At 64.6% G+C, this 23,898-nt stretch carries 20 protein-coding genes; 6 read left to right on the forward strand and 14 right to left on the reverse strand.

The genetic code is table 11. From position 1 onward, the window contains the following. Positions 1-132: 132 nt before the first annotated feature. A complete protein-coding gene (locus PXJ20_RS30820; protein ID WP_413215788.1) occupies positions 133-684 on the forward strand; it encodes a cupin domain-containing protein in 552 nt (183 codons plus the stop codon). A gap of 64 nt (positions 685-748) precedes the next feature. On the opposite strand, the gene PXJ20_RS30825 is transcribed toward PXJ20_RS30820, so the two are convergent. After that, the gene (locus tag PXJ20_RS30825; protein WP_413215789.1) at positions 749-1,540 is read right to left on the reverse strand and encodes a class I SAM-dependent methyltransferase; all 792 of its coding nucleotides are present in this window, start codon (positions 1,538-1,540) and stop codon (positions 749-751) included. Positions 1,541-2,366: 826 nt separating this feature from the next. Here PXJ20_RS30825 and PXJ20_RS30830 point away from each other — a divergent pair. Then, positions 2,367-2,651 (forward strand): hypothetical protein, encoded by a 285-nt coding sequence (locus PXJ20_RS30830; RefSeq protein ID WP_017774203.1) that lies wholly within the window; start codon positions 2,367-2,369, stop codon positions 2,649-2,651. A 39-nt stretch (positions 2,652-2,690) separates the two neighbouring features. Here PXJ20_RS30830 and PXJ20_RS30835 read toward each other — a convergent pair whose 3' ends face one another. From PXJ20_RS30835 to PXJ20_RS30855, 5 genes are all read right to left on the reverse strand, one after another. Then, positions 2,691-3,902: a winged helix-turn-helix domain-containing protein gene (locus tag PXJ20_RS30835; protein ID WP_421031496.1), complete on the reverse strand. Its 1,212-nt coding sequence runs from the start codon at positions 3,900-3,902 to the stop codon at positions 2,691-2,693. 197 nt (positions 3,903-4,099) lie between these two features. Continuing rightward, positions 4,100-4,810: a glycine zipper 2TM domain-containing protein gene (locus PXJ20_RS30840; protein WP_277599020.1), complete on the reverse strand. Its 711-nt coding sequence runs from the start codon at positions 4,808-4,810 to the stop codon at positions 4,100-4,102. Between the two features lie 146 nt (positions 4,811-4,956). Continuing rightward, positions 4,957-6,678, reverse strand: a complete 1,722-nt coding sequence (locus PXJ20_RS30845) for an FAD-dependent oxidoreductase (RefSeq protein ID WP_413215791.1) — start codon at positions 6,676-6,678, stop codon at positions 4,957-4,959. Positions 6,679-6,791: 113 nt separating this feature from the next. Continuing rightward, on the reverse strand, positions 6,792-7,784 hold the full coding sequence (locus PXJ20_RS30850) for a DedA family protein/thiosulfate sulfurtransferase GlpE (RefSeq protein ID WP_017774207.1): 993 nt from the start codon (positions 7,782-7,784) through the stop codon (positions 6,792-6,794). Positions 7,785-8,022: 238 nt separating this feature from the next. Further along, positions 8,023-8,268, reverse strand: a complete 246-nt coding sequence (locus tag PXJ20_RS30855) for a hypothetical protein (RefSeq protein WP_026121314.1) — start codon at positions 8,266-8,268, stop codon at positions 8,023-8,025. Positions 8,269-8,665: 397 nt separating this feature from the next. On the opposite strand from PXJ20_RS30855, the gene PXJ20_RS30860 reads away from it, so the two are divergent. Next, the gene (locus tag PXJ20_RS30860; RefSeq protein ID WP_277599022.1) at positions 8,666-9,211 is read left to right on the forward strand and encodes a methylated-DNA--[protein]-cysteine S-methyltransferase; all 546 of its coding nucleotides are present in this window, start codon (positions 8,666-8,668) and stop codon (positions 9,209-9,211) included. 237 nt (positions 9,212-9,448) lie between these two features. Here PXJ20_RS30860 and PXJ20_RS30865 read toward each other — a convergent pair whose 3' ends face one another. The 3 genes from PXJ20_RS30865 to PXJ20_RS30875 all read right to left on the reverse strand — a co-directional run bounded on the left by PXJ20_RS30865 (position 9,449) and on the right by PXJ20_RS30875 (position 13,703). Next, complete coding sequence (locus tag PXJ20_RS30865; RefSeq protein ID WP_017774210.1) at positions 9,449-11,110, reverse strand: methyl-accepting chemotaxis protein; 1,662 nt, start codon at positions 11,108-11,110, stop codon at positions 9,449-9,451. Between the two features lie 440 nt (positions 11,111-11,550). After that, positions 11,551-12,606 (reverse strand): lipase secretion chaperone, encoded by a 1,056-nt coding sequence (locus PXJ20_RS30870; protein WP_421031495.1) that lies wholly within the window; start codon positions 12,604-12,606, stop codon positions 11,551-11,553. Between the two features lie 2 nt (positions 12,607-12,608). Continuing rightward, positions 12,609-13,703 carry an esterase/lipase family protein gene (locus PXJ20_RS30875; protein WP_421031494.1) on the reverse strand — a complete coding sequence of 365 codons (1,095 nt, stop codon included), beginning with the start codon at positions 13,701-13,703 and terminating at the stop codon, positions 12,609-12,611. 257 nt (positions 13,704-13,960) lie between these two features. Here PXJ20_RS30875 and PXJ20_RS30880 point away from each other — a divergent pair, with 257 nt between their 5' ends. Next, the gene (locus PXJ20_RS30880) at positions 13,961-14,386 is read left to right on the forward strand and encodes a cupin domain-containing protein (protein WP_277599026.1); all 426 of its coding nucleotides are present in this window, start codon (positions 13,961-13,963) and stop codon (positions 14,384-14,386) included. Positions 14,387-14,396: 10 nt separating this feature from the next. Here PXJ20_RS30880 and PXJ20_RS30885 read toward each other — a convergent pair whose 3' ends face one another. The 4 genes from PXJ20_RS30885 to PXJ20_RS30900 form a co-directional block, all read right to left on the reverse strand. Further along, positions 14,397-15,686 carry a c-type cytochrome gene (locus PXJ20_RS30885; protein ID WP_421031493.1) on the reverse strand — a complete coding sequence of 430 codons (1,290 nt, stop codon included), beginning with the start codon at positions 15,684-15,686 and terminating at the stop codon, positions 14,397-14,399. A 1-nt stretch (position 15,687) separates the two neighbouring features. Further along, positions 15,688-17,298 (reverse strand): GMC family oxidoreductase, encoded by a 1,611-nt coding sequence (locus tag PXJ20_RS30890; RefSeq protein WP_421031492.1) that lies wholly within the window; start codon positions 17,296-17,298, stop codon positions 15,688-15,690. Positions 17,299-17,300: 2 nt separating this feature from the next. After that, positions 17,301-17,834 (reverse strand): sugar dehydrogenase complex small subunit, encoded by a 534-nt coding sequence (locus PXJ20_RS30895; protein ID WP_421031491.1) that lies wholly within the window; start codon positions 17,832-17,834, stop codon positions 17,301-17,303. A 238-nt stretch (positions 17,835-18,072) separates the two neighbouring features. Beyond that, positions 18,073-19,179, reverse strand: a complete 1,107-nt coding sequence (locus PXJ20_RS30900) for a porin (protein WP_421031490.1) — start codon at positions 19,177-19,179, stop codon at positions 18,073-18,075. A gap of 855 nt (positions 19,180-20,034) precedes the next feature. Here PXJ20_RS30900 and PXJ20_RS30905 point away from each other — a divergent pair. Together PXJ20_RS30905 and PXJ20_RS30910 are read left to right on the forward strand one after the other, a co-directional pair. Then, on the forward strand, positions 20,035-21,507 hold the full coding sequence (locus tag PXJ20_RS30905; protein ID WP_421031489.1) for a circularly permuted type 2 ATP-grasp protein: 1,473 nt from the start codon (positions 20,035-20,037) through the stop codon (positions 21,505-21,507). A gap of 73 nt (positions 21,508-21,580) precedes the next feature. Continuing rightward, entirely contained in the window at positions 21,581-22,591 is a 1,011-nt protein-coding gene (locus PXJ20_RS30910) for an alpha-E domain-containing protein (protein ID WP_017774220.1), read from the forward strand. Positions 22,592-22,609: 18 nt separating this feature from the next. On the opposite strand, the gene PXJ20_RS30915 is transcribed toward PXJ20_RS30910, so the two are convergent. After that, the gene (locus PXJ20_RS30915) at positions 22,610-23,740 is read right to left on the reverse strand and encodes a zinc-binding metallopeptidase family protein (RefSeq protein ID WP_421031488.1); all 1,131 of its coding nucleotides are present in this window, start codon (positions 23,738-23,740) and stop codon (positions 22,610-22,612) included. Between the last annotated feature and the right edge of the window lie 158 nt (positions 23,741-23,898).

Consider the following 23,898-nt stretch of genomic DNA (forward strand, 5'->3'; position numbering starts at 1 on the left):
CTGGCAAGATAGCAGGTTCGTCTCGATCAAAACGCGTGAAAGCGCGGGGCGCTCAATATCAAACTTGATTAACCAAGACCAAACTATTTTTACGGCGCTTCTCGTCCTGCCATGGCTTCAAGTAGCGAAAAGATGGGCCCAGCCGTCGAACTGGGTAGCAAGATCCGTTCGTTAAGGCTCAGGTTGCGACGCACGCTGGATGAAACGGCAACGGCTGCGGGGATTTCAAAGCCGTTCCTGTCGCAGGTGGAGCGTGGCCTTGCGACACCTTCTATTACGTCGCTGGTCGGTATCGCTTCGGCGCTCGGCGTGAAGGTGCAGTACTTCGTCGATACGCCCAGCGAAGAACGTTCGGTGTGCCGCAAGGAAGACCTCAAGTTCTTCGGCTTTGCCGATTCGGCCGACCTGTTCGCCCGCATGACGAACGTCACGGGCGGGCGGCAGCTGGAAGCCATTCTGGTGCGCATGCCCACGGGGCAGCACGAGTCCGAGGTCACGACGCACGCGGGCGAAGAGTTCCTGTACGTGATTTCCGGCGAGATGTCGCTCACGCTCGAAGGCAAGACCTTCGTGCTGCAAGCCGGCGACAGCGCGCACTACGAATCCACGGTGCCGCATAGCTGGACGAACACGGGCAACGAAGAAGCCGTGCTCGTGTGGGTGGGCACGCCGCGACTCTTCTAGCGGCAAGCCGCTGGACGAACGGTCTGCAACTGGCTGCGCAACGTACAGGCCGCGCGTCGGCTGACTATCGCGTCGCGATATGAGCCGTCGACTCGACGCGCTCCGTGAGCCAGCCAACGTTTGCGTGCTCGCGCAGAAGTTCGTCAATGGCGTTCAGCAGTTCGTCTTGCGCTTCGCCCAGCCGCTCACGCGAGAGGCTCGACATGGAAAGCGGACGCGCCTTCAACTGTTCCACCGAGACCCGTCTTCGCTCCACCACCGATATCCGTTCAAGCGACGCGAACGGCGATTGCGAGAGCACGTCGTCGTGGCTTTCCCAATCCTCCGAGCGGCGCTGCGCACGCGCGGGGTCGCGGTTCGCGTATTGATCCAGCAGCGCCCGGTACTGGGCCGACCAAGGGTTCAGCGGGTCGTCGAGTATCGACGTGTTGAACAGCACGACGGCGCCGCTCGCATCCATCAGACCATCGAGACGCGCGAGGGTATCGGCGCGATCCATCCAGTGAAACGCGCGGCCGATCACCGTGATCTGGAAACGACCCAACTCAGGCGAGAGATCGTAGGAGCTTCCTTGGCGATATTCGATGTTGGGCGCGACGCCTGCCGTGAGTTGCGTGGCCATGTCGAGCATGGCGGGCTCGGGGTCGATGGCGACTGCGCTTGCCACCCACGTCGAAAATGCGAGGGATAGCTGACCGGGGCCACAACCCAGGTCGAGTAACCGCTGCGTGCCGTCCAGCCGACGCGCCTGCGCGACGCGGCGGATCAAGCCTGGCGAATAGGCGGGCCGCCCCGCCAGGTAATGCGCGGCGGCGTCGTGAAAGCGGCCGGCGACAAACGGGATGGTGGACGGCATGGCGATGAGAGCGTGTGCGGGGAAGGGCGTCCAGTCTGAAACCGGCATGAGGGAGCGTCAAGCGACCGGACACAGACGGTGTTTACCGCTCGTTTCGGCGCCTTGCGGTTGGCCTACGAACGACGAAAGGTGAGGATTTTCGGGGGGCGCGCGATGGCTCGCATCACGGTGCGCTGTGCTGCGGTTAGTAGCAATGCGAACGAGCTTGCGGCTCGCCTCACGCGCAACAGCGATGCTGTGCTTCATCGCGTGGCGGAACATGGACCGCAGCCGATGCCACACGTCCGCTGCTCAAAAGAGCCTTGATTTCAAGGGGTATTCTCGATAATCCGGAAAGGAGCGAGCGAGGCGGGACATCGTTCGATGCAAGCCTGGCCATTGGTCCGACGGCGCCGCTGGTGCGGCAAGCGGAGTCTGCAATCGAGCGGAGGCACGGGCGGCTCGAAGCGCGTGTGCGCGAAAGGTGAGCGTTTTCAGGACCGCCGCTGCATGACCGCTTCGAGAGGGATACGCACGCCGGGCGCTCACCTTCGCATTGCGCCGCTGAATGCGAAGACCCCTGTTTTTCAAGGTATTTCAGCACAACGAGCGATGGCGTCGAACGCGGCAATCAACGCCCATCACGCGGTAAGCGCAATCGCCTCAACACGCAAAGGTGAGAATTTTCGGGACCCGGAAAGCGTGCACGCAGACCGCCGTGTGAACCATCGCGCGCCTTGCGCTACCGAATGGACGGCCGAAGCCGATCGGTATATAACCGACATTACCGATCGGCTTACGGCCGTTCATCCGCATACCGGTTCACAGCAACGAGAGGCAGTTCATCATGACGAGCGATGGTTCGCAAAAGCACGACATTCAGGACAAGACGCAAGACAAGCGCGGCACGACGCCGGCCGATTTCGAGCATCTAGACGCCGCACTGTCTCACGTGGATGAAGGCGTGAAGTCGGGCAGCATGGCGGCGGGCGCGGCGAAGGGCATTCTGTATAGCCTGATCGAAACGCTGGGCGCGCTGGTGGGCGACCCCGATCTGCCCGAGCACGCGCGGTCCGGATACGAAGGCCTGCTGGAGACGGCGCGCGAGCTGCGCGTGAAGATCGATCGCTGAGCGCGTGGCGGCCGAGCGAGTGGGCGGCGAACCCGCAATTCAGCCGCTCGCGCGCAACGCCTTCACGAGTTCGCGCGGGCCGGCCGTCACCTGAAGCTGCGGCGTGCCATGCCAGTCGGCACAGCGCTGCAAGGCGCGGCGCAGGTCGTCGGTGAGCCGGCCGCTTACACGTACGCCCGGTTCCAGATGTACCGACTTCAGTTCGAACACCCCCTCCGCCCGATGAGCCTTGGCGTCCACCCGACCCACGAGCTTCCCCCTGCTCAACAGTGGCAGCACGAAGTAGCCATACTTGCGCTTCGCCGCCGGCACATAGCATTCAATCGCGTAATCGAAATCGAATAACGCCAGCGCGCGTTTGCGGTCCCACACCACCGGATCGAATGGCGAAAGCACCGTGGTCACCGTCGACGCAACGCTGCCTTGCGAGGCATCTTCCATGAGCGGGGCCACGTCGCGATGCACGAAGGTGTCCTGCTTCCAGCCGTCCACGCGCACCGGCACGAGTTCGCCTTCGTCGGCGAGGGCGTGCAGGTCGTTTGCATAAGGGCGCTTTGGCAGCCGGTAATAGTCGGCGGCCCAATCGGCTCGCACGACGCCGAGCGCGCGGCAGGTGCGCCGCAGAAGTTCGCGTTCGGTGCTTTCACGCAACGGCAGGTCGCGCGCATCGTTCCATTCGGGCAGCACGCGCTCGGCCAGATCGTAGACGCGCTGGAAGTTGCGGCGCTCGGCGACCATCAGCTCGCCCGTGGTGAAGAGCACCTCCAGATGCCGCTTCTCCGGCTTCCAGTCCCACCAGCCGTTGCCTTTGCCGCCTTCGCGGGCGAAGTCCGCGGACCGCACCGGACCGCTCGCACGAATGTGTTCGAGCAGATTCGCGATCTCGTTGCGATGCTTGTCGTGCCACTCAGCCGCGTATTTCCAGCCCATGCCGGCCGGGTCGAGCATGCGATGACGCAGCAGCCCGTAGTCCTCGATGGGCACGAAGCACGCCTCATGCGACCAGTATTCGAAGAGCCGCCGTTCGGCCAGATGTTCGTCGAGCCACTGCGGCAGATAAGGGCCGAGCCGGCTGAACAGCACGAGGTAGGGACTGCGCGCCACGACGTGAATCGTGTCGATCTGCAACTGCGCCATGCGTCGGATGGCGGCAAGCACGTCGTCCTTGGTGGCCTTGCGGCGGGGCGGCGTGGCAAGACCTTGAGCGGCCAGATGCAGGGTGCGGGCGGCGGAGAGCGGGAGCGGCTTCACGCGGGTATTCGTTCTTGTCGTTGAAAACCGCGGTGCCGGCTGTGTCCAGGTGCATCAGTGCGGGGCGGCGAGGCGCGGGCTGGCGTTACTGTAGCCCGATTGCCGCTTGTCCGCTGCCTGCGCTTCTGAAGCGTGCGCGCGGGTCCCTCATGAAGAGCGGCCCGCGCGACGAGGCACGTGTCGTATAGCCAGAACGATCAGGCGCCGACCAGCGAATCGCCTTCCACGCGTACGCGCTCGCCCACCTGAACCGAAGGCGGCGTTTGATACGTAAAGTTGCGATAGCTGCCGTCCTGCATGCGCACCTGCACCTGATACGTCGTGGCCTTGCGCACCGCATGCTCGATGCCGTTGCCCGCGAGGCCGCCGCCGAGCGCCCCGGCGATGGTCGCTACCGTGCGGCCGCGTCCGTTGCCGATCTGGTTGCCGATCAAACCGCCCGCCACGGCGCCGCCGAGTGCGCCGAGTCCCGTAGTCGGCTCGGCTGTCTGCACCGGCGTGATGGAGGCGACTTCGCCCACGTACGGATCGATTGCAGGCTGACGCTGCTGTGCATAGGGCTGGGCCTCGCCGCCGTTCGAGTAGGTGGTTTGCGGCGCGCGATAGTGATGTGGCTTCGGCCGTGCCGGCGCCTGCTCGGGTGCCGTGCGAGGTGCGGTCTGCGCGTACGTCGGCGCGGGTTGTGCGGCCTGGACGGCGGACGCAGTAGTCGACGCGGCGCCGACAACCGGCGCGCTGGCGCTTTGCATGGCTGCCGGTTCGGCCGTGCTCGCCTTCGAAAGCGGCAGGATGCCCGTCATGGCCGCGACACCGACGGCGCTCGCGAGAATCACGGAGACAGCCGCCCCCGCGACCAGCGGGTGCAGGCGATTGCGTTGCGGGACGTCGGGGGTGAGGTTTGCGCTCATAGCAAGCTCCATGGGTAGGTGCTCGCAAAAACGCGTGGAGACCGCGTGCGGTGCACGCGGAATGTGTGAGGTTTGTAAGCAGTTGTATGCCGCGGCCGCGCCGTGAAGCCGGCGCGGCCGCTTTGCGCTTATGTGCCGATGCGTGCCTATGCAGCGGCCGGCACCGCTTCGCCTGCAAGCACGGCCAGCATCTGATGGATCTGCGCGACCACCTGCGCACCTTCTCCCACCGCAGCGGCTACGCGCTTGGTGGAGCCGGCGCGCGCATCGCCAATGGCATAGACGCCTTCAACCGATGTGGAGAGATCGCATGCCGAACCGCCGGGATCGGCGTCGGCGCCGGTCAGCACGAAGCCCTTCGGATCGAGCTCCACGCCACAGGTGTGCAGCCAATCCGTGTTCGGATCGGCACCCGTGAAGAGGAACAGGTGGCGCGAATCGAAGTGATCGGTGCCGTCGCGCAGCGGCGACTTCAGCCACACCGACGAAAGCCCGGCTTCGTCGCCCTCGAGCCGCGCGATTTCCGTATGCGGATGCACGGTCACGTTGGGCAGCGACGCGATGCGGTCGATCAGGTAGCGCGACATCGTGGCTTCGAAGCCGCTTCGGCGAATGAGCACGTGCACGTGCTTCGCGTGGGAGGCGAGGTAGACCACGGCCTGCCCTGCGGAATTGCCGCCGCCCACCAGCACGATCTCTTCGCGTTTGCAGAGTTTGGCTTCCACGGGCGACGCCCAGTAATACACGCCGCGCCCGTCGTAGCGGTCGAGCCCTTCGATGGCGGGCCGCCGGTACACCGCGCCGCTCGCAATCACGATGGCGCGCGCGGCCACGTTGCCGCTGCATGTTTCCAGCCGATGTGGAAGCTCGTCGCAATGCAGCCGCTTCACCTTCACGGGAATCGCCACGTGCGCGCCGAACTTCTGCGCCTGCACGAACGCGCGTCCCGCGAGCGCCTGGCCCGAGATGCCGGTCGGAAAGCCGAGATAGTTTTCGATGCGCGAGCTGGCGCCCGCCTGGCCGCCCGGCGCGCGGGCGTCGAGCACGATGACGGAAAGTCCTTCGGACGCCGCGTACACCGCGGTGGCGAGCCCAGCCGGGCCGGCGCCCACGACGGCCACGTCGTACACGGGCGAGTCGTTGAGATCGGGCAGCAGACCGAGGCAGGTGGCGAGTTCCGGCGCGCTCGGGTGATGCAGCACGGAACCGTCGGGGCAGATTGCAATGGGCAGGTCTTCGGGGCGTGCGGCGAACTGCTCGATGAGATGCAACGCGTCTTCGTCGCTTTCGTCGATGACCGAATGCGGGTGGCTGTTGCGCGTGAGGAAACCTTGCAGGCCGACTAGCCGCGGATCGTGGCGCTTACCCACGAGAATCGGGCCGCCCGCGCCCTTTTCGATCAGCGCCACGCGCCGCAGGATCAGCGCGCGCATGATGCGCTCGCCCAGTTCCGCTTCGGCCACGATCAGCGCGCGCAGACGGTCGGGCGGAATCAGCAGCGCCTCGACGTGCTCGAGCGCCATGCCGTCCACGAGCGCCGGCCGCCCGGACAATTGGCCGACCTCGGCCAGAAAGTTGCCCTCACGGTGTTCGTTGATGAGCCGCTCGCGCCCGAGACCATCGCGCTGGAAGACTTTGACGGAGCCTTTGAGCACCACGAACATGCCGGGCCCCGGCTCGCCGGTGCGAAACAGTGTCTCGCCCGCTTCCCAATGCAGGACTTCGCCGAAGCGGCGCAGCCGGTCGATCTCTTCGCAGGTGAGCTGCGGAAACATCTGGTGACGCCGCGTGGCGAGCGACGAGAACGGTGCCTCGGCGACCACGGGGGCGGAGTCGTTGCGTACTTCCACTTCCTCGATGGAACTCATCAGACTGCGCTCCTTGTTCGTTCGGCAGGACCGCCGCAGCGCGCACGCTGGAGCGCCCCTGGCGGTGCCTGCGCGGGCCGCCAGTGGCTTGCGCCCGCACGTGGGCGATGCGGCTAGACCGGTTTCGGCTCGATGCCGACGTCCGCCATTGGTTCGGCCGGCGGCGTGGCAAGCGGCTCGAGCGTTTGGCCCGCATCGCGCCAGGCGTCGAGCCCGCCGCGCAGCGGCAGCACGTCGTTGAAACCTGCTTCGTTGAGCTGTTTCGCCATCCACGCCGCCGAAATTTCGTTCGGACACGAGCAATAGATAACGAGCTTCTGGTCACGCGGATACCGCTGGATGATGTCGTCCAGCTGGCGCTCGTCCGCGAACACCGACCCCGGAATGACGTACGGGTCGAGCTTGCGCTTTTCATCCGAGCGGATATCGAACAACACCGGCGAAGTCCCGGCCTGGATGAGGTTGCCCAGCTCGTTCACTTCGATGCGCGCAGCCGCGAGCTTCTTGAGCAACTGACGACGGCGATACCAGCGGTACGACGCATACAGCAGGAGCAGCACGGCCACCACGACGCCCGCCATGCGCCCGAGGCGCCCCGCGCCTGCGAACAGCATGTCGATCTGCTGCGCAAACACCACGCCGATGATCAGCCCGAGACCGGCCCACAGCACGGCGCCTATGCTGTCGAACGCGAGAAAGGCGCGGTACGGCGTGCCCATTGCCCCGGCCATCGGCACGGACACAATGGAAAGCCCCGGCACGAATTTCGATACCGCGAGCACGCGCACGCCCCACCGGCCAAAGAAACGCTCGGTCTTTTTCACACAGGTATCGCGCGAGAGCGACAGCCGGCAAATGGTCTTCAGCGTGTTGCCGCCGTAGATGCGGCCCGCCAGGAACCAGGCGCTGTCGCCGATCAGCGTGGCGAATACGGACAGCACGAGCACGGGAATCACCTGCGTGCCGACCGATCCGGGATGCATGGCCGCCATGGCACCGAACAGGATGAGGGTGGGCAGCGCGGGCACGGGCAGCCCGAGCGAAGCGGCGAGCACATTGGCGAAGACGATGGCAGGCCCGTACTGCGCGACGAGGTCATGTAGCATCGGCTTACTTCCTGGGCCTTTCGGGCGGGAAGCGGGTAGGGGAGTCAAGAATTATGGACGCATTTTCGAGGCATGAAAATGTCCCCTGAAATGCGATCGCTGCGCCGGAAATTCAAGTGCGGCGCAGCATGCAGGAAGCGAACGGAAAGCGTGTTGGGGTTGGACGATTAGCGACAGTTAGCGACGGTTGGCGGCATGGGTGGCGCGCCGCCAGCGGGATGGCATGCTCCTCGTGCGCTTAGCGGCTGTGCGATTCGCCGGGCAGTTCGGCGCCCTGGGCGCGGATAGCGGCAATCAGCTCGGCCGGCGTGATCTCGTAACGCACTTCGCGGTGCACGCCCGGCTTGCGTTCATCGACCTCGATGAGAAGAATGCTCTTGCCGTCTTCCGACGATTCGAGCCGCAGCGTGCGTACCTCGCGCCCCGTCGCGTCGTCGTGTTCGGTTAGCAGGGTCATGGCCCCGGAAGACCCGGTCGTGCGCATTGCTGTTGTCCTCTTCCGTTGTTGATCGATTCATTGTGCGGGTTGGCCATCGCACCTTGTGTATGCGACCGCGCATACACGTATCGCTCGCGTTTGCCCGCCCGCGGCGCGCCTGACTGACGTTCGGGCCGGCCCGCCGTGAACCGCGCGGTGACTGCCGCGCCGCGTTGTCGAAGCAGTGTAACGCGAGTCTTCGCGCAACTGCCGCATTTTTGCGTGCCCCGCGACGGTGCACGCGACGGTGGTCGTTTTCCGCCGCCATGTCATGGCGGTGTCATTGCCGCGTGCCGTCCGGCGGTTGCCAGCCGGGCGCCATAGCCAGGCGCTCCCCCGCGCAAAAGGCGCCTATCATCTGAAAGATCTGGACCGGATTGGGCGGCAGCGCCCCGGGAGCCGCATGACATTGGATAGCGAAGCGCATTGGCTCACCATGCCGAGCCCGCTCGGCAACGTCCTGTTGCGCGCGGCGCACGACGCGCTGACAGGCGTGTTCTTCGTCGGTCAAAAGTACGCACCGTCCGATCCGGCCATGGGCTCAGCCGATTCGCCCGCGCCCACGCTGCGCGTGCTGCTGCAGGCGCGCGACGAAATCGGCGAGTATTTCGCGGGCACGCGGCGGCGCTTCACCGTGCCGCTGCGCGCGCACGGCACGGCGTTCCAGCGCAGCGTCTGGGACGAGCTCGTGAAAATTCCCTATGGACAGATGGAGAGCTATGGACGTATTGCCGACCGCCTCGGCCTGGGGCTGGGCGCGGCACGCGCCGTGGGCGCCGCCAACGGACGCAATCCGATCGCCATCATCGTGCCGTGCCATCGTGTGATTGGCGGCAATGGAGAGCTGACCGGCTATGCCGGCGGCATCGAGCGCAAGGAGGCGTTGCTTGCGCTGGAAGGTAACGAACAGCCGGCGGCGCGCCAGATGAACCTGTTCGGCGGGACGTGAGCGGCAGCAACGTCAGGCGGGCGCTATGGGACAAAAAAACGGCCCGTCCGTTTTCGCCGGATGGGCCGTTCAAACGCCGTTGTTACTCGGGTCAGCCAGCCCGCGTGCCGGGCCCTGACAATCGCATCCTGACCCGATTGACCTACCCTGTCGAGATGGGACTTACGCCGATCTTTCAGATCAATCGGGCCGGCCGCCGCGTTCAGCCGCCGGGCTCAGTGGATCAAGGTCGGCTGGTCAGGCGGGAATTTCCTCTGCCTCGGGCGCCTTTTCGCGCTGTGCTTCGACCTTCTTCGCACGGAACGCACTGCCCGACGTTGTCGGTTTGCCGTTGCTGGCCACATTCGGAAGCGTGAAGAGACGCACGGCTTCGTCGAGCACGTCCGCCTGCTCCACGAGGCGCGTGGCCGTCGCCGCGGCCTGCTCGACGAGCGCGGCGTTCTGTTGCGTCGCGCTGTCCAGATGCGAGACGGCCTGATTCACCTGGCGGATGCCCTCGGCCTGCTCGCCGCTCGCGTTGGCGACTTCCATGATGATCGAGGAGACGCGGGCCACGGCTTCGTCGATGGAGCGCATCTGCGCCGTGGTGCGCGCGACAAGCTGCGTGCCCTGGGCCACTTCGTTCACGCTCGCTTCCACCACTTCCTTGATTTCCTTCGCCGATGCCGCGCAACGTTGCGCCAGCATCCGCACTTCGCCCGCCACCACGGCGAACGAACGCCCGGCTTCGCCTGCCCGCGCCGCTTCCACGGCGGCGTTGAGCGCGAGGATGTTGGTCTGGAACGCGATGCCGTCGATCACGCCCGTGATATCGGTAATCCGCTTCGATGCGTCGGTGATGCTGGCCATGGTGCGTTCCACCTGGCCTGCCATCGCGCCGCCTTCGGCGGCCGTCGCCTGCGCTTCGCGCGCGAGGTCGAGCGCTCGTGCGCTGGCTTCGGCATTGGCTTGCACGGTGGTGGTCAGCTGGTCCATCGTGGCGGCGGTTTCTTCGAGCGATGCCGCCTGCAACTCCGTGCGCCGCGAGAGATCGAGGTTGCCGGTCGAGATTTCGCGCGCGGCATCCAGCATGCCATCGATCTGCTGGCGCACGTCCAGCACGATCGCCGTGAGGTTCGCCTTCAGTTGGTTCAGGGCGAGCAGCACTTCGCCCAGATCGTCGTGGCGAATGACCTGGACGTCCGCGGTCAGGTCGCCCGCGGCCACCTGGGCCGAAACGCGCTTCATCTCGTCGATGGGTTTGCCGACATGGCTCACGAGCACGCGCCACGTGACAAGGCTTGCGAGGCAGCTGGCGGCGAACGCCATCCAGAACGGCGTGGGCGGAATGCCTTGCCACGCGGCAACGCCAGCCGCGAGCAGCGCGCCGGGACCGGCGCCGTAGCCCAGCACGGCGCGCTTCGCGACAGGCACGCGCATGACCGCGTCGACGAGCCCCAGCAGTCCCGTGCGAACCACGAGCCCGCGCCGCAGCTTGCGGCCGCGCAGCGTGCCTTCGCGCATCTGCGCGTAGAGCGCGTCGGCTTCGCGGATTTCATCGCGCGACGGCTTCGTGCGCACGCTGAGATACCCCACCACCTGACCGCGCTCCGTTACCGGCGTGACGTTGGCCGCGACCCAATAGTGATCGCCGTTCTTGCGTCGGTTTTTGACGAGGGCCGTCCAGGGGCGGCCGGCCTGAATCGTCGTCCACAGGTCTGCGAATGCCTCGGCGGGCATGTCGGGATGGCGGATCAGGTTGTGCGGCTTGCCGATCAGCTCCTCTTTCGTATAGCCGGAAACCGCGATGAACGCCGGGTTGCAGTACTGGATGCGGCCTTTGAGATCGGTCGCGGAGACGAGCATTTGCGACGCGGAGTAATCGTATTCCTGCTGGGTGATGGGCTGGTTGTTGCGCATGTCGTTCCTTGCATTGAGGACGCGGGCAAAACGCACGTCCTGTTCATCGCTACAGGTCTTAACGGCATTAACCCCATCGACTTGAGGGAAATCCAGGCAATCTACCAGGGTAATAACAAAGCGTGCTCGATGCATGTTTGATTGCCATCATGTTTACATTTCATGCACATGTTTTTGCATAACATCGTGACAAGACGTCTGACGACTTCGCTTGTGGCTTGAGTGGGGCACGGCGCTTTGCGTGTGTCGGCGCAAATGATGGCAAGTGGTGGTCCAGTGCCCGCAAGGCGTCGTGACGCAATTTGCCGCCGCGACGAATAGGCCTTTCCGCTCAACGCCTTGGCGGATTTGTGCATAGGTTGTTCACAAGCTTGCGAACAAAATGTGGGGATAACTGCTGCATGGTTCACGCCTGCGGCCGCCGGTTCCGCGCGAAGCCATCAGTGGGAACCGCCGCCGCCATCGAGCGACGCGGCTCGCAGCGCCTCGCCGGGCTTCGTGAACACGCGCTGCCGCAGTTGGGCGATCTGGGCATCGCGGACCTGCGGCGCCAGCCCTTGGGCTTCGATCTGGGCGCGCTGCGCAGCGTAGCTCGCGTAGCGGTCGCGCCAGTCGGTCTCTTCCTGCTCCATCTGGACTACTCGCTGGGCGGCTTCGGGCCCGAGTGTTTGCGTGAGTTGCGCGCGCGTTTCTTCGGGCGAGGCGCCCGACTCCTGCAATTGCGCGATCTGCGAGATGGCTGCCTGTTGTCGTTGTACGCGTTCCTTCGTGGCGCGTTCCTCGGGCGATAGCGATTCATCGAGCGCCGCGAGTTGCTGCGCCTTCTGTGCCTCCGTCAACGTGGAGTTCCGTGCAATCTTCAGCCGTGCAAGCTCGTAGCGCTGGTGCTGCAGTTCGGCGCCGAAGAAGGGCGCGCTCCATTCGCCGAGCGTGCGGCTCGCAATGGCTTCGCGCTGATCGACCGCGAGTTGAACGGAAGCGATGTCGAGCTTGCCGGCAGAATCTGCGCCGCCATCCGGTAGCGACGCGAGCGCAGCCAGATACGCGCGATACCGCTGCCACACGTCGAGCGCTTCAGCCTGCGCGGCCGTGCCGTCGAGCTGCGCCGCGATTTCGCGCTTTACCAGTGCGTCGAGCGCGCCCGAACTCAGATCGCTTTGTGCGCTCAGGCAATAGTCGAAGAAGTCGCGCACCGCGCGCGACTTCGCGAGATGGCCGCCGGCATCGAGCGGCAAACGCGGCGCGGAAGAACCCGCGAGGGACGTGGGCAGATTCGGCAGCTGTGCCGCGGCATTGCGCATCTGCGCGACGGCGGCGTGGGCGGGGCCCGACGAGTTGCCGTTGGAAGCGTGATTGGCGCTTTCGTTTGCGGCTGTCGTCCCGTACCACGCCACGCCCGCCGCTGCGAGCCCGAAGACGACGCAGACGGCGAGCCCGATTGCCGTGACCGACCTGATGCGCCGCCCACGCGGCGTACTGCGCGAACGCAGGGGCATGGTTACACGCCGGCCAGTTTCAGACGATTCGCGTGCGTGCGAATCACGGCGAGCGGATCTTCCGCATACGCGCCGCGCACGCCGAGCAGCTGGTTGATTTCGTCGAGGTGATTCCACTTGTAGCTCGTGCTCAGCACGCTGCCGTACAGCGAGCTGCACATCGAGACGAGACCGTCGTTCGGACCTGAATTGCGATTCATCATCACAGTGCCCGTGCCGAGCAGAACGAGCGTGGACGGGTCGAGCGCATTGGCCGGATCGACAAGCGGCATCGTGCTCGCGTCGCGTGTGGCTGTTGCGCCGAACAACGTGCCCGCCGATTGGACATTCGTGCCCGCCCACGAATACAGCAGGTGTGTGTTGCCGCCTACCGTCTCCGTGGGTGCGCCTGTCTGGCATGAACCCGGTGCGCCGAGCCCGGCGCTCGGGTACTGGGTGTTGAATGCAGCGGCGCTGGTGGTGGTCAGGGTGTTGAGCGCGGCTAACGCGTCCTGATTGGAGTTGTTGGTGCTGTTGGTAAGCGTACCGAAGAGGTTGAAGAATTGTGCCGCCGCGACGCTGGAGAGGCCGGTGGGGTCGGTGGCCAGCAGGTTCTTCACGAAGTCGGCGAATTCGGAGCCGCGATGCGGCGTTCCGATGGTCGTGACGGATGCAACAAGATCCGGCGCGACCGCTGCGACATAACGTGAGGTCAGCCCGCCCTGGCTGTGACCGATCAGATTGACCTTGCTTGCACCTGTTGCCGCGAGCACCTGCTTCACGTAAGCCAGCAACTGCTCGCCGCGTCCGTTGGGTCCCGTGTCGCTCTGGAACCCCGAGAGATTGGCGACATAGACGGTGGCGCCACGGCTTTGCAGGTCTTGCTGCACGCCGTACCAGTAATCCAGTACACCGAGGTATTTGTCCGTGCCGGAGAGACCGTGCACGAGGATGATCGGATAGCGCGTGGCCGCATAGTCGCTGGTGGGGGCGGTCTGGGCGAGTGCCGGCGGGGTCGAGCTAATGGCGAGCAGCGCTGTCCATCCTGCGAGCGAGGCACCGGTCACGGCCCAGGCAAACGCGCGCGCAGCGAATCGGGAACGTATTGAACGCTTCATGTTTGTCTCCCTCCATTTCGAGTTGTTGTTCGATCGGCGGGCTTCGTACAGGACTATCCCGATGCCGATAGATGAAGAGGGAGCATAGAGTATGTCCCGTGAAAGAGCGCAGTACATCTAACGAAATACGTTGGATTAGACGAGAGGCACTAGTTGGAGGCGGCGCTTCGCGGCATTGCACAGGAATGCGGGTTTATTGCACTCGTGCGGCCGCTCTCGTGATGACCCCCTTTGCAACGGCAGAAAAAGGAGTGTTCATGCAAGACGATATCGACGACGCCAATGCGCCCCTCGTCGTGGTGCATCCCGACAGAGAGATCAGCACGGTGCAGCGCCTGCCTTACTTCGTCGGCCTCTCGGCAGTGACCGCGGGCACGCGCGGGCTTTCGATGCACCTCGTCGTGGTGCCGCCCGGCGGACACGCCGAGCCTCACGTGCATTGCGGCTACGAGACAGGCATCTACGTGCTGGAAGGTCGCGTGGAAACACGATACGGGCCAGGCTTGCGTCAGTCCGTCATCACGGAAGCGGGGGACTTTCTGTTCGTTCCGCCGGGCGTACCGCATCAGCCGTTCAATCTCAGCGACACGGCGCCGGCGCGCGCGATCGTTGCGCGCAACCGGCCCGACGAGCAGGAAAAGGTGCTGCCGTACGATCCCGCAAGCGAGAACCCGGCAGCGTAACCGCGAACGATTACCGCAGCTTCGCGACGTCCTTCTCCGTCACCTTCGCGGCTGGATTGCCGAAGTGCGCCGTCACGTAATTGGTGAGGGCCGCGATCTGCGCGTCGTTCAGGTCGGCTGCGAACGCCGGCATGCTGACGTTGTTGCCTGCCGCGTTGCGTTGCACGCCGTGCAGAATGACCTGGACGAGGTTGTTCGGGTTCGGTGCGCCTACCGTCGAGTTGCGCATCAGCGACGGGTAGTAGCTATCGGGCGAACCTTCGCCGTGAGCCTGGTGGCAAGTCGCGCAATTGCCCAGATAGAGCCGCGCCGGATCCGTCGCGTTGTTGAAGCCGACCCCGCGCAGTGTCGCGACGTCGTCCACGGGCTGGCCCCATGCGTAACGCGGCTTCGTGCTGCCGTCGCTCACGGCGGGCACCGTGCGAATGTAGGTGGCCACGGCCTTCACGTCCGCGTCGGTCATATGCGAGAAGCTGTGTTCCACGGCTTCGCCCATCGGGCCCGCGGCCTGCGCGACGCCCGGTACGCTGCCCGTGCGCAGATATTGTGTGAGCTGCGCGTCGGTCCATGATCCGATGCCGCTGTTTGCATCCGATGTGATGTTGTAGCCGTCCCATCCAGAAAGTACGGATCCCGAAAGAAAGCCGCTGCCCGTTTCGTCGAGCGCTTTCTCCTGCATCGTGACGCCGCGCGGCGTGTGGCACGTGCCGCAGTGTGCGAGACCCTGCACGAGGTACGCGCCACGATTCCACTCCACGCTCTTGCCGGGCTTAGGCTGATACGAGCCTTCTTTCAGGAAGACCCAGTTCCACACGGTGAGCGGCCAGCGCATGTTGAGTGGCCACGGGATGTCGCTTGCGCGCTGCGGCTGGTCGATGGGCTGAACGCCGTGCTCGAAGTAGGCATAGAGCGCTTTCATGTCGTCGTCGCCGATCTTCGCGTACGAGACGTAGGGCATCGCCGGGTACAGGTTGCGGCCGTCTTTGGCTACGCCCTTGCGCACCGCACGTTCGAAGTCCTCATACGACCACGTGCCGATGCCGGTGTTCTTGTCCGGCGTGATGTTGGTGGAGTAGAGGGTGCCCAGCATGGGCACTTTGAGCGGCAGGCCGCCCGCGAACGGTTTGCCCTTTGCGGCGGTGTGGCAGGCCATGCAGTCGCCCACCACGGCGAGATATTCGCCACGCTTCACGAGCGCGGCGTCGCCGCCGGGCGGGGATTGAGCGGAGTCGTCCGCACGCGCCATGCCGGAGATTGCCAGGGCGCCCGCGAGCATCAGGAACAGGGTCTTCTTGAGCACGTCAGACTTCCTTTTTGAGCTGGTCCGCCATGCGCAGCGCGAGCGCCGCGATGGTCAAGGTCACGTTCACGGTGCCGACGGTGGGCATGGTCGCGCTGCTCGAAACGAACAGGTTCGGGTGGTCGAAGGTGCGGCAATCCTTGTCGACCACCGAATTGCGCGGGTCGCTGCCCATGATGACGGAGCCCGTGATGTGGTTGTTCGGCGCGAAGTCGTCGTGGAATTCGACCTCCGTGCCGCCCAGCACTTTCGCCGCGGTGGCGTACACCTCGCGCGTGTGAGCGGCCCCGCGTTTCACATAGTCGCCGATGGCGTAGGTGATCTCGGGGCGGGGAATGCCGATGGCATCCGTTTCCGTGCGGCTCGGCACGATGCAGTTTTCCGGCTGCGGCAGGATTTCGTGGAAGCAGTCGAACTGCACGTAGCGCGCCGAGCGGTCGCGAATCTGCGCGTCGAGATCGGCGGGCTTGAGCAACTTCTTCTGCCCGAAGATCTTCTGCGTCTCCTGGTCGATACGCGAGAGGTTCGACAGATGGATCTTCTTTGCCGCCTGTTGCGAGCGGAACGCGCCGTCGCGAAAGCCGATCAGCGAGGTCATTTCCTGCGGCCCGCGTCCGGGCCAGAGTTTTTCGTCCGCGTAGAACGACACGCCGGTGCCGGGATGGTCCATCAGATTGCGGCCCACCATGTCCGAGCTGTTGCCCACGCCGTTCGGAAAATCGTGGCTCGTGGACATGAGCATGATCTTCGGCGTTTCGATGCCGTTGGCCGCAAGCACGAAATACTTGCCTTCCACGCGATGCGAAATGCCCTGAGGGTCTTTGTACAGCGCCGCGACGATGCGTTTGTTCGAGCCCACTTCGAGCCGGTAGACCACGGCGTTGTCGATCAGCTTCGCGCCCGCCATCTCGGCTTTCTCGACGTGCACGATGCCGTTGTACATCGCGCCGATCGGGCAGATCGGCATGCAGTTGTTGTTGCCGCAGCAGGTGGGGCGGCCGTCGTAGGGCACGCTGTTGCGCGCGACCGGTTCCGTCACGACGTGATAGGCCGCGTCGTAGGCGTTGAGCTTCGACTTGATGGTCGCCTCGTTGTACGAGAGCGGCAGCGGCGCCATGGGATACGGCGCTTTGCGCGGCGAATAGAGGTCTTCGTCGTTGGGACCCCACACGCCCAGCTCCTGCTCCGCGCGGTAGTACCACGGCTCGAGGTCGTCGTACTGGATGGGCCAGTCGCGCGCTACGCCGTAGACGGTCTTCATCTTGAAGTCGTTCGGAATGAAGCGCCACGCGGAAGCCGCCCAGTGCCACGTAGTGCCGCCCACCGCGCGAATGTATTGCGAGTTGAACTTGTGCTCGCCCTTCAGGATGAGGTAGTTGTTCGGCGGGCCATATTCGGGATGCGGCGCCCACGGTGTGGACGGGTACGGCGCCATGAAGTCCATCTTGTCGAACTGGTTGCGAAAGCGTTCGACAATTTCCCAGCGCGGCAGGCGCGGCCCGGCTTCGAGCATGATCACCGACTTGCCGGCGAGCGCGAGCTGATGCGCAACGAGCGCGCCGGCCACGCCCGAGCCCACCACGACGATATCGGCTTGTAGTGTGTCGGCCATGGTCAGGATTGCCTCTCGACAGGTTTCGACGCCCAGAAGCCGGGCTTGTTGGGGCAGTAGGTGCGAATGACGAGCGTGTCCGACACCACGCTGAACATCAGCGCCTGCTCGTACGTGACGACTGTGTCGTCCACCACACCCATGTACCAGGCTGTGAGAATTTTCAGCGCGAGCGCTTCGTCGTCGGGCTTCAGCGAGCCGGACGCGAGCGCGCCGGCAATCTGCGGCACGCGCTGCGCGAGATCAGGCGTTTTCTTTTGCAGGGCCGCGACGAGCCGCGCACCGACTGCGCGGTCCAGCCCGCTCTTGCCCGTGAGCGACTGCGAGAGCGTCATGAACGCGTCGAGCGCCTGGCCGCTGTCTGCGCCGCTGGCAGGGCTTTGTGCAAGCGCTTTGAGCGTAGCGGAGCCGGTCAGGCTCGCCGCGGCGAGAGCGAGCGTGGCTTGCAGCCAATGGCGCCGCGTGTAGTGCGTACCGGACGCGTGGGACGCGGACGCTTCGCTGCTGCTGGCGATCGGTGGTTCATCTCGTGTCAATTGATCGTCCTTTGAGGGATGTGCCGTGATGTGCCGGTGAAAGCCCGGCAAAGGCCGCGTTAATAAAAACGTAATGACGAAAGCGTAATGACAGGCACGAACGGCGCGATGAAAGATCGCCGCCGCCGCAGCCAACTTTGGATCCACTGCATTGCATTCGGGCGGTAGCAAAAAACGACCCCGCCCTCGCAAGAAGCCACAACGTGCGTCAGCATTCGAGCAGCCTCGCGAGGCTCGGTCAGAAGTTATGCATCATCCCCACGTAAGCGCCCGTCTGCGATTCGCCCGCGAGCGGACTCGTGTTCGGATTCGCGTCGCGCGGCGTGGCGAACACTGAGAAGTTTGCGTGGCTGCTGTTGCGCAGATACGCCACGGTCCCGTAAAGAAACGTTCGCTTGCTCAGGTTGTAGGTCGTGCCCAGCACATAGAGCGTGGCGTGGCCTGAAGGGTCGTGCGCGGCATCGCCTGCGCCTTCGCCCACCTTGATGTAGAAGCCCGCGGCCGTTACGGCCCAGCGCTGGTTCGCCTGATACGTAGCGCCAAGCCAGTAGTGGTCTGCACTGTCGGCGAGACCTGCGGGCGTGTCCGGTGCCGCGTAATGCGTGTAAGCGCCCTGGAACTTGAACTTCGACACACGCACGTTGGCCCCCACGAAATATTCGCGTGACGCCGTGAAGATATTGCTGAAACGGCCGTTCGGATCGCGCAGCTCGTCGTAGATGCCGCGCACGTCGAAGAGCGGCGAGTGGTACGTGAGCATGATGCCGTCCGAGCGGCCGAAGTCGTCGGGCGCGCCGTAATTGAAGCCGCGCGACTGGTTGCCGAACGCGTACTGGCCTTGCACGTCGAAGCCGCCGAACACCGGGCTGTGGTACTCCACGTTGTTGCTCGTCTGCTGCCAGTTGCGGCCGCGCACGAGCGACGCCGACGATACGGCCTGCTGTACGAGCGGGTCGAATTCCCAGACGCCGTCGCTATCGATAAAGAGGTTGCGGCCCATCTGCACGCGGCCCCAGCGTTCGTCGCTCAAGCCGACATAGGCTCGCCGCGAGAACATGCGGCCGCCGCCAGTGGTGCCGTTCATGATCTGTAAAGCGGTTTCCAGATCGAACAGCGCCGTGAGGCCGCCGCCCAGGTCTTCGACGCCCTTGAGCCCCAGCATGCTGGTGCCCCAGTCGCCGCCTTCGGCGCTCCAGCGCGTTGAGGTGCCGCCGGATCCGTTGGCGACGTGATTCAGGTATTCGAGGCCGCCGTCCACACGGCCGTACAGCGTGACACTGGTTTGGGCATACACCGCAGGCGTGGCTGCGAGCAGCACGGCGGCGGTTGAGGCGCGAAGTTTCATGGTGGGCATCCGCAAGTTGGCGTTGTGCTCTGGGACGGCCTGTCGGGAAGTGCGCAGCAAGAACGACGGCTGCAAGCAACTGCAAACAGGCCGTGCGGCTGCAACGAGCCGGCTGAATGAAGTGCTCCATGCTTCGCCGTCTCGCGCCGGGCAAGATTATAGTTGGAACCGGTTCCATATTGCGACGATTTGTCGCAATTAATAAGTGTGCGAGGTGAATCAATCGGGTTTAAGCGGTATGCATAAACGCGACGCTTTTAACTGGCTCGCGTGAACCGGATCAAAACTCGCAAAGCGGTGGACGCAAGCCGTGCCATGGGCAGCGAAGGCGCATCGCATGTCGGTGTTGTTAAATCGTGCCGCGAGTTGGGGAAGCTCAAACCGCCTCATGTGCTGTGCGGGGGCACGCCTTAACGATCGGGCACCAATGCAGTGCACGCAGCCGACTGCTGGCAGTAACAGTTGCGGCTCAAACTGCGCATTCGGCGCGTCTTTAGCGATTCCTTATCGCTCGCTTAAATCGGCATGGAAGTTGCGTGAATGGGCTCGACGCCTGGTTGCCATCATCGCGAGCCTGGTTTGCGCTGACACGGAACCCGTCCGTGTACGGTGCAAGCGATGAAAACGCGGTTCGGACTGCGATTGAACGCGGGCCGCCGCATAGCGGTTACTCGATCGGGCGATAAAGATTGCGGCGGCATGCGCGCATGCTGCACCATACTGAGCAGCGCAAGCGCTGTTCAGTGTTATTGCGTCGATCGAAGAAGCGCTTGAGCGAAGAGCGGTCGCGGTGCGGTTGAATCGCGGACGCAACCGGGCCGGACCATGGCGGGCACAACGATTGGATGACCGGTTATGACGCAAGCTTTCTTCAGCGAGATGTTCGAACGCAGCGAACTCGACGTGCGCGGCGTATCGGCAGCGGCCTTTCCGCAGGCAGGCGACCCGCGGGCGCACTACCGCGAGTTCTTCTCATGGATGTCCGGGCAGAGCGAGCAGCAGATTCGCAACAAGCGCGCCGAAGCGGATCTCAATTTCCGGCGCGTCGGCATCACGTTCGCCGTGTACGGCGCGAAAGACGAAACGGGCGTGGGCACCGAACGCACCATTCCGTTCGACGTCATTCCCCGCATCTTTCCCGCACACGAGTGGGCCGCGCTCGAAAACGGCCTGCGGCAGCGCGTGAATGCGCTGAACCGCTTCATCTACGACATCTATCACGATCAGATGATCGTGCGCGCAGGCGTGATTCCGGCTGAGCAGATTGTCGGCAACGCGCAGTATCGCCCGGAGATGCAGGGCGTAAAGGTGGCGCGCGACATCTACGCGCACGTGGCCGGCATCGACATCGTGCGGGCCGGCGAGGGCGAGTTCTACGTGCTCGAAGACAACCTGCGCGTGCCTTCGGGCGTCTCGTACATGCTGGAGAACCGCAAGATGATGATGCGGCTCTTCCCGGACCTCTTTGCGCGCAACCGCGTGGCGCCCGTGGCGCACTATCCCGATTTGCTGCTCGACACGCTGCGCGCCGCGGCGCCCGAGGGCGTGGACAACCCGACCATCGTCGTGCTCACGCCGGGCATGTACAACTCCGCCTACTTCGAGCACGCGTTCCTCGCGCAGCAGATGGGCGTGGAACTGGTGGAAGGCCAGGACCTGTTCGTCGACGACCATCATCTCTACATGCGCACGACGCAAGGGCCTCAGCGCATCGACGTGATCTACCGCCGTGTGGACGACGACTTCCTCGACCCGCTCGTGTTCCGCCCGGAATCCACGTTGGGCGCGGCCGGTCTGCTCGACGTGTACCGCGCCGGCAACGTGACGCTGTGCAACGCAGTAGGCACAGGCGTGGCCGACGACAAGTCGATCTACCCCTACGTGCCGGACATGGTGCGCTTCTACCTGGGCGAAGAGCCCATTCTCAACAACGTGCCCACCTGGATGTGCCGCAAGCCAGACGACCTGCAGTACGTGCTAGACCATCTGCCCGAACTCGTGGTGAAGGAAACGCACGGCGCGGGCGGCTACGGCATGCTGGTAGGCCCCGCCTCCACGACCGCCGAAATCGAGGCGTTCCGGGCTGCGCTCATCGCGCATCCCGACAAGTACATCGCGCAACCCACGCTTTCGCTCTCCACGTGCCCCACCTACGTGGAAGCCGGCATCGCGCCGCGTCATATCGATCTGCGTCCGTTCGTGCTTTCGGGCAACGAAGTGCGCATGGTGCCGGGCGGTCTCACGCGCGTTGCGCTGCGCGAAGGGTCGCTTGTCGTCAATTCGTCACAGGGAGGCGGTACGAAAGATACCTGGGTGCTGGAGCGATAACGCTCGCCCGCCCGCCGGCGGCCATACCTCCGGCACCTTCGCCAGATCGATTCAACGCCATTCAGGAGCACCCATGCTGAGCCGTACTGCCGACCACCTCTTCTGGATGGCCCGCTATACCGAGCGAGCCGAAAACACTGCGCGCATGCTGGACGCGAATTACCAGATGTCGCTGCTGCCGCAATCGGACGAGTACGCGGGGCTGGGCTGGCGCGCCATGCTCTCCATTTCGGAACTCGCGGGCAACTTCGCGGCCGCCCACCAGGGCGCCGGCATGAAGAGCCGCGACGTCATTGCGTTCATGTCCGCTGATCTCGCCAATCTTTCGTCGATCATCAGTTGCCTGCGGGCGGCGCGCGAAAACGCGCGTGCGGTGCGTGGCTCCATCACCACGGAGCTATGGGAGACCATCAACACGACGTGGCTCGACGCGCAGCGCATGCTGGCCGAAGGCGTGCTGGAGCGCGACCCGTGCGAGTTCTTCGAGTGGGTCAAGTTCCGCTCGCATCTCTCGCGCGGCGTGCAGGCCGGCACCATGGTGAAGGACGACGCGTTCTGCTTCCTGCGACTCGGCACGTTCATCGAGCGCGCGGACAACACCGCGCGCATTCTCGACGTGAAGTTCGAGATGCTGGAGCAGCTGGAACAGTTGGGTGGTGCGAGCGCGCAACCCGCCGCGCAGTCGTTTGCCCATTCGCTCGACTACTACCACTGGGCGGCGGTGTTGCGTTCGGTGTCGGGCTTCGAGGTCTATCGCAAGGTGTATCGCGACGTCATTACGCCGGAGCGCGTGGCGGGTCTGCTGATTCTGTTCGGCGACTGGCCGCGTTCGCTTGCCGCGAGCCTCGAAGAAACGAAGCAGATTCTTGGCCGCGTGCGCAACGCGCGGTCCGCGCAAACCGAGCAGCTTGCCGCGCAGCTCTACGCGGACGTGCGCGATTCGCGCATCGGCGACATTCTGAGCGGCGGGCTGCACGCGTGGCTTGTCGATTTCCTCGCGCGCGTGAACGAACTGGCGAGCTGCATCAGCCGCGATTTCCTCGTGCCGCTCGCACCCGAAATGGAGCAGCAGCAGGCGGCGTGACGCGTGCAAAAGGAGCGGTCAGGGCCGCGAAGCAACAGGTGCCGCAGTGCTCGCGGCGCCCGCAACCACGACGCGATGCACGAAGCGCAGCTTGTCGATGACAGGCGGCGGCAGCGTGAACGGATACCCGTCCGGCATGCCGAGGCTGCGGTTCAGGCTGTTGAGCACATAGGTGAGCGGAAACCAGCGCGCCATCAGGTCGTCGAAGCTCGCTTCGTCCACCGGCGTGCGGTCCGTGAGAGTGGGTTCGTGCGGACGCTCGGGGATGAGCACGAGTCCGCACGCGGTAGCGGTATCCAGCGTGTCCACAATATGCAGATAATGCGCCCACGTTTCGGCCCAGTCTTCCCAGGGGTGCATGGTGGCGTATGCACTGATGTACGACTGCGCCCAGTCGGCGCGCGGACCGTCGCGATAGTACGCCGCGAGCGCTGCGCCATAGTCGGCGCGTTCGTCGCCGAAGAGCTTGCGGAACTGCGCGAGCCCGCGCCGGCCGGTGACGAGCCGGTCGAAGAAGTAGTGGCCCGTCTCGTGGCGAAAGTGGCCGAGCAGCGTCCGGTACGGCTCGCCCAGCGCGGAGCGGGTCTGTTCGCGATGCGCGTCGTCCGCTTCGGCGATGTTGACCGTGATGACGCCGCGGTTGTGCCCGGTCATGACCTTCTTGTCTTCGGCGGTGTCTTCGAGGAACTCGAAGGCGAGCCCGCGCTTCGGGTCTTCCGCGCGCGGGCGTACGGGCAGGTTCAGCGCCATGAGCGTGTAGAGCAGGCGCCGCTTGGCCGCTTCCAGCCGATACCAGTAGAGCCGGTTGTCGGACCGGTCGAGGTTCGGAATGGTGCGCGTGAAGCGGCACGAGCGGCACAGTGTGTCGGGGGAATCGGCGGGGATCATCCAGTTGCAGACGTTTTCCACCGCGTAGTTGTGGCATTGGCGAAAGAGCGGGCCGTCGCTCGTTTCGGCCGACTCGCCTGGCGCGGTCGATGCGCCGGGTTGGCGGGCGCCGAGGCGTCGCCAGAGCCCGTCGCCCGCGTCTTCGAAAGCGCTGATCTCGCCGCTTTGCGGCACATAGCCGAGCAGCGCGGCGCATCGCTCGCAGCGAACGTTCTCGAAGAAAACAAGCTGCTGGCAGCGGTCGCAATGGAACGTTTTCATTCTTTGGCTTCCGTGGTCAGTCGTCGCAATCATTTCACACGCAGGGCGTGTCGTGCATCCTGGTGTCACCCTTATCGCAATCGGCGGCGTGGGCGCGGCTTCGTCGCGCCGCTTTCGTTTCTTCCCGCTTCGCGGGGTTCATTCGGGAATCAATCGAG

The organism is Paraburkholderia sp. A1RI_3L, assembly GCF_048957895.1.
Lineage (GTDB): Bacteria > Pseudomonadota > Gammaproteobacteria > Burkholderiales > Burkholderiaceae > Paraburkholderia > Paraburkholderia kururiensis.